Below are 6164 nucleotides of genomic sequence, written 5' to 3'. Positions count from 1 at the left end.
TACTGCCTGACAATGCTGTCCGACGGCACAAAAGCCAAAGAAGTCGAAGACAACGTCTCCACCTACGACATCGCCGAACTACTGGAGAAATCGGTATGTGGAGAAAGAATAGCGGAGGGCGATTGATCAGGGGCGACAGGCGACGGAGGAAAAGAGGAACTGCTCAGGCTGAACCTGAGCAGTTCCTCTTTTTGTGGGATGCCTTTCCTTCCCCCATTCGGCTCATTGACCCGTCCGCTTTGCGGGTGATATGCTGGAATCATCTGCCGGAATGGGGGATCTGTTTGATATGAGTGAAGACAAAAAGGTTGTCCGGTTCGATCCCAATCGGAAACCGGATCGTTCAAAAAAGAAAGTCCGGCCTGAGAAAAAGCAAGAAACAAAGAAAAGTGCCTGGGACGGGGTTTATATCTTCATCTCGGAGTTGATTGAAATCATCACCTTCCCCTTTATACTGCTTTACCAGCTTTTTCAATGGTTTTTCGGCTTGTTCAGGCCGAAAAAATAACCGGCTGATTCACAGCCGGCGAGTTTGTGTTCAAACTTCATTTACTCCCTCTTATCTTTTTCAGGTCCACTTGTTAAAATCTCATACACTTTTCTCTTGCCCGGCCTTCTTGTTACTTGCCTCGGATATTCGACATGTTTTCAAGAAGCAATGCCTTTTTCAGAGATAACATTTTTACTCCTCCTGTCATTTCAGGTGGCAGGGGCCGTATCTGTGTCATAGTCGGGTTCATGTTCCAAGCCTTGCCAGTCTCGGTATAGGAACGATACACTGAACGTGAAAACCGGCAATATCAGCATATTTACAATCATATAAGCCCAGTTTAATAATGCGGGCTGCCCGGTATAAAATAGGATGCCGGCAGATAGACCATAGCCGAGCAGGAAGTCAACGATGGCAAACAAAGCCAAGAGACCGAGAAGGCTGAGAAAATTGCTTTTTCCGAATTGGAAAGCTCCGCTCAAAAGCCTTTTCCCCCGATGGTTACCCAATGTCAGTACAAATGGTATCCCAAGAAACAGAATGAGCACGGCGATTCCCGGCAAGGCGAAAAGAAGCAGCCCGAGCGTTGTAAGCAATGCATACGGGATACTCCATATATAGGCAGGAAAGCCGTACTTCAGCATATCTCCAAGCAGCCGGCGCCATGTTACAGTTTCTTCCTCCTCTTCTTGACGGACGATACTAATTAAAGGCAGCTGCATTAAAAAAAGTACAATCAACATGAAAACCGCTTGGATCATAGACGGCCATAGCGGGATTTGATAGTAATAAAAGGGGAAGGAGAGATAGTTTACGACAAATGTATAAACGATTTGGATCGGCAGGATGATGAGCAGCCCAACCCCCAAAACCTTCCAAAATCGATACTTGTATAATTCTGCGCCTTTTTTTAAAGAACTCCACATAGGATCACCTGTTTTCTATTTGCTTTTCCTCTTCATTTTCCGTCTAATTTCTTGGGTTGCGAAATTTGTTCAATATTTCGCGGGCATGCACTTCTTCTTCCAGCGGTACATTTCCTCTTGAGAGCAACTCACCCAATTCCTTCATCTCTTCATGATGTGTCTGATGGTTCATCATGTTTTTCTCATAGGGTTTCAATTTCGTTGCGAGCAGCAGCGTAGATGGATTCAGAATCGATTTTTTGCTGTTGACGAAGTGAATAACCCGGTTCCTCTCTTCTTCGGTTTCAAGCTGACGGGAGTTTTGCCTGTACATCGCATTTGCCATTCCATGACGATATTCCCTCGCTTCAACTTGGTCCTCTACTGTCGCCAATTCGCTCTTTTGAATCCGTTCTAGAACATACAGGCTCTTTTTTACAAGTTCAACTAATCGCCTCTGCTCGGCAAGCATATCCCCGACAGCAACCTGAACGGATTTGAGGTCGTTTTGTATAGAGGCGGAGAGCGGACCAAGTTTGGACTCAATCTCTTTTAAAATCCCTTCAAGCTTTAGATAATTCTTTTCAAATGAAGGATCGATCCATTTCATTCCTTTATGAACGGTTGTCTCAATGCTATGGTTGAAATCAGTGGCGATCAACGCTACTTTTTTTATCGTTTCAAAACTGGGGACAGTGCCGTTCTTTTCTACGATGAGCTGCTCAGCTGCCGGGGCAAACGTGAAGAAATAATAATCGTTGTTGTCAATACGAAAGATAGCGGGAAAGACATCCGGTGTCTCGGATGGTGTGTGATACTGTCTCATAGCTACTTTTACATTTTCCGGTACATCATTCATTCTGATCATGGTTGTCTCTCCTTGCTCAAATGGCTTTAATAATTTTCCTATAAATGGCATGAAGGAAATGCATCCGCATCTCCCTCATATCACATTTTTAAAATAAATTTTCTTCTAGTTAGCCTCCGAACCAGCCTTTAACCTTATTCCAGCCTTTCTTTGCCCATTCTCCCACCTTTTTTGCGCCTGCGACAATTGTATCTTTATGTTTGTATATTTTTGCACCTGCCCAAAGCACCCCGCCGACTACCGCAACTCCTGCGGCTACTGGTGCACCGGCACCTGTTGCGCTCAGCACAACGGCGCCGGACATCAATGTCTCGCCAAGGCTGGCAATCCCATCATTTACATCACCATTTGCAAAGTTCATATAGGTTTCGGCACCTGAATACGCTGTGCTTACAGCAGCAAGCCATGGTGCCGCTTTTCCTGCTATCCCCGTTCCCATATCAAACGGTTTTGCCACCTTGGACAGCAAGGAACCCGCTTCTGTTGTTGCAGCGGAGAAGGATCCGGCAGAACTTACGGTGTTAAAAGCGTTACGGATGTCACTGCCTGATTTAAAAAATTTGCTTAGATGCTGGGCGTTTTCAACTCCCGACCAGACATCCATTCCGAGACGCCCGGCAGCCCCGAGCGCCGTCTCATCATTGTCAAAGGTATGATTCAGCCCGGCTTTCAATACATTCGTCATTAAATTCTTATTGTAATTTTCCCCAAACGTATCCCATGTGTTTTGTCCAGGTGCTTGGTCAAGCGCTTCAATCGCCGGGAAAAACACATCATCCATCAGGAACTTATTTCTCTGGTAATCCATATCATCCTGGAAGGGATGCGGTTTATCTTGGACATATTCCGGAGTGGAACCATTTCCATTGTCAGGATGCGCCCCTGATCCACCTCCGCCGCCGATTCCGGTACCGTCCGGAGACGTCCCATCCGGTACATCGCCTCCCGGCAAATTCCCTCCTGGTCCATTACCGCCGGGAACGTTGGCTCCTGGAACATTCGATCCAGGTGTATTGGCACCCGGGGCATTCGAGTCAGGTGTGTTTCCGCCATTTCCATTCCAATCAGGCGCTTCCCATTCCGGCCTATCCCATTCCTTCACTTCCCAATCGGGGGATTCGGTCTCTGGAGCCTCCCATTCCGGCGTTTCCCAATTTGGCGTTTTCCCACTTGGCACCTTCGCATCCGGAGCATTCCATGACGGAGGGCTCCATGCGAATGCCGACAGTGCGAACGGTCCAATCTGCATGAAAATGATAAAGAAAAGAGCGATAATCGCGGAAAAGCGCCTTCTTGTTTTTCTTGTCACTCGTCTTACCTCCTTTTGTTTTCTTTTTGTTTTATAAAATGATGCAGAGGGAGAATGTCTGGCAATTTTCATGGAAACATCCTCCCTCTGCTTCTTTTCATGAAGAAACGGCTGGTCTCAGAGCTCGATATTCAACGACCAGCCGTCCAGTCCTCTTGCAAAGAGCAGTTCCGGACCGCTCCCTTTCTGTTTTACATATCGTTTTTCTTCAGGCATCTTCTCGTCATACTTGAACGCCTTATAGCGGGTCGAAGTGGTGACCTGAATCCGGTCGTCAACAAAGTTGATTTTTGTGTCTTTCACAACGCCTTTATTCTTTCGGATATTGGACGATACCGCACCAGGGATTTTCCCTTCAGCTGTCGAAACTTCTGCGTAAACGAAGCCTTTTAAAATCGGATTTCCAGGTAAGTTAGACGCAAGGACTGTATTGTAAGCCTTTGTCTTCACTTCGACATTCGACCAATTCGGATTAGAAGCGGAAATCTGCTGCTTTGCAAGGTTGATTTTTGGCCCTAGTGCAAGGACCGGATATTCCTCCGGCGTCAGGCTCGCATCATAATCTTCTACAGCAATCTCCAAATGTTTCATCACGATGGATGTAGCCACTATACTGGCCTGTTCGGCGTTGTTCGAAGATCTTTCCTTCAAAATAAAGACCTTGCTCAAGCTTCCGGCAATCAACAAAAAAATGAGAAACATGCTGAAGGAGCCAATAATAAATATGGTTGTATTCCCTCGTTCATCAAGCCATTTCATCAGTTCATCATCCTGCCGCTGATTGTTTTGGAAAAGGGTATTTTCGGAAGCGCTCCTGTATACTCTTTCGGTACAAAGATCAAGTCCATGTCGACCTTCACCTCAAGTTGAAAGTCATCGCCGCCTTCAATCGCCATATCCTTGAACTCCAGGTTTTTCCCCGAAGTTTTAATGACATTTCGCGCAGCTTCTCTTGCTTCTGACGAGCTATTCGTCACTGAATACGTTTTGGCAGCCTCATTAGCCGCCGATTGTGTAATAATGATGGCATATCCAGCCACTATAAATTGGAAACAAACCATCATAATAAAGAAAATCAGGGGCAGCATCGCTAAAAATTCGATCGTTGCTGCTCCTCGTTCATTCTTTATCATCTTTTTCAAACTCATTACAAGTCCCCTTTCCTTGTAAGTGGAGACATAAATTCTTCGAAACTTTCATAGCAGATTGCTATATTCCTACTTGACCTTTTCTTTTTTAATCCGCTTCAACTCAGCCATCGTATCAGCGAGACTATCATCATTTGCTTGATTGAGTGCTTTACTGAATTGATTTAACTTATTTTCGATTTCCTTAAAGTACTCTTTATTCTTCTTCTTCAAATAGTCCGTTTGCTCAGAAGTAAGTTTCTTTTGATCTCGCAGCTCCGTAAGCGCATAGTCGATTTTGAACTCTTCACTCTGCTGCTTCGGATGCCAGCTGTTGACATAGGTGGTAATCTCGCGCCATTGATCATAATAGTGCTCTTTGGATTCCATTGCCTCCTCGAAATACCATTTGAGCCATTCATACGAATCCTGAATCGTTTTCTCGAATTCTTTTTTCAATTGATCATGGTTTTTTGCGTTTGTGTACGTACCGCCTGCAGCATCCGCTACATCCTTCAGCTGCTGCTGTTCATTATTCGGCACGTCAAAACCGATAATATGGACAACAGGTGATATTCCGGACTCTTTCAATTTGGCTGCTTCTGCAACCGGATTGCCGTCGCACGTTTCCACTCCGTCACTGACAACATAAACAACGTTCTTGTTCTGTTCACCTTTATAAGGCTCAAGATCCTTCATAGCGCCTTCAATGGCACCTGCTAAAGGTGTCCATCCCGCTGGTTTAAAACCAGCCAATGATTGTTTCAGATTCTCCTGATTGTAAGGTGTGATCGGATAAACTACTTCGTTGGCAGCGCATGACATTGCCTTATCTGCCGAGGATCCTGACCCTTTATGGCCATAGACCCGCAATCCGACATTCGCCTCTTTTGGAAGGCTGGAGGCGAACGATTCAATCGCTTCTTTGGCCAAATCCATCCGAGTTTTGGAGCCGACCATATTTGCCATACTGCCGCTGGCATCAAGTGCGATTATCACATTATAGGAACCTTGTTCTTCTGGAGGGGCTCCTTCTTCTTTAGGATTTCCCAGTCGCTCCATCAATTCTACCGGATCATCATATTCCATTTTGACAAGGGAATATAAATACGTATGAAGCTTATCCAGCTCTGCTTGTTCTGCATCTTCGGAAAGCGGATCGATTGTCTCCAATTCCGCCTTTGCTTCGTCATTCAAGGAAGCACTGTCGTAAGAAAGTTTGCCGACCGGGTATTCAACAATTTCCTCTATGGTTTGAGGAAGCGGGGGCGCCTCCAAAGAAAGTGTCCGTTCCTCTTTCTTTTGATTTTCTGGTTTCGAAGGAGTTTCTGCCTTTGCATCTTCTTTCGGCTTCGTATCGGACGGTCCTTCTTTCGCTTGGCACCCCACAATAAGTAACATCAATAGTATTGCTGCTAAAAAGAAAAAACGTTTTTTGAAGTTCACATATAAAACTCCATTCTGT

The 6164-nt window shown here is 45.4% G+C and carries 7 protein-coding genes; 1 reads left to right on the top strand and 6 read right to left on the bottom strand.

Annotation, left to right across the window (positions count from 1 at the left end):
* Positions 1 to 289 precede the first annotated feature (289 nt).
* Positions 290 to 508 (top strand): hypothetical protein, encoded by a 219-nt coding sequence (locus tag AC0TWI_RS03060; RefSeq protein ID WP_488124861.1) that lies wholly within the window; start codon positions 290 to 292, stop codon positions 506 to 508.
* A 191-nt stretch (positions 509 to 699) separates the two neighbouring features.
* Here AC0TWI_RS03060 and AC0TWI_RS03055 read toward each other — a convergent pair whose 3' ends face one another.
* The 6 genes from AC0TWI_RS03055 to AC0TWI_RS03030 form a co-directional block, all read right to left on the bottom strand.
* Complete coding sequence (locus AC0TWI_RS03055) at positions 700 to 1416, bottom strand: hypothetical protein (RefSeq protein WP_488124860.1); 717 nt, start codon at positions 1414 to 1416, stop codon at positions 700 to 702.
* A gap of 43 nt (positions 1417 to 1459) precedes the next feature.
* A complete protein-coding gene (locus AC0TWI_RS03050) occupies positions 1460 to 2263 on the bottom strand; it encodes a hypothetical protein (RefSeq protein ID WP_488124859.1) in 804 nt (267 codons plus the stop codon).
* 109 nt (positions 2264 to 2372) lie between these two features.
* Complete coding sequence (locus AC0TWI_RS03045) at positions 2373 to 3572, bottom strand: hypothetical protein (protein ID WP_488124858.1); 1200 nt, start codon at positions 3570 to 3572, stop codon at positions 2373 to 2375.
* A gap of 117 nt (positions 3573 to 3689) precedes the next feature.
* Complete coding sequence (locus AC0TWI_RS03040; protein WP_488124857.1) at positions 3690 to 4331, bottom strand: hypothetical protein; 642 nt, start codon at positions 4329 to 4331, stop codon at positions 3690 to 3692.
* Positions 4331 to 4720: a TadE/TadG family type IV pilus assembly protein gene (locus AC0TWI_RS03035; protein WP_488124856.1), complete on the bottom strand. Its 390-nt coding sequence runs from the start codon at positions 4718 to 4720 to the stop codon at positions 4331 to 4333. Before AC0TWI_RS03035 ends, AC0TWI_RS03040 begins: the two co-directional genes overlap by 1 nt.
* Positions 4721 to 4789: 69 nt before the next feature.
* Positions 4790 to 6145: a vWA domain-containing protein gene (locus tag AC0TWI_RS03030; protein WP_488124855.1), complete on the bottom strand. Its 1356-nt coding sequence runs from the start codon at positions 6143 to 6145 to the stop codon at positions 4790 to 4792.
* Positions 6146 to 6164: the final 19 nt, after the last annotated feature.

This window comes from Lederbergia sp. B243.17, assembly GCF_057657925.1.
This window is presented reverse-complemented; position numbering and strand designations above follow the sequence as displayed.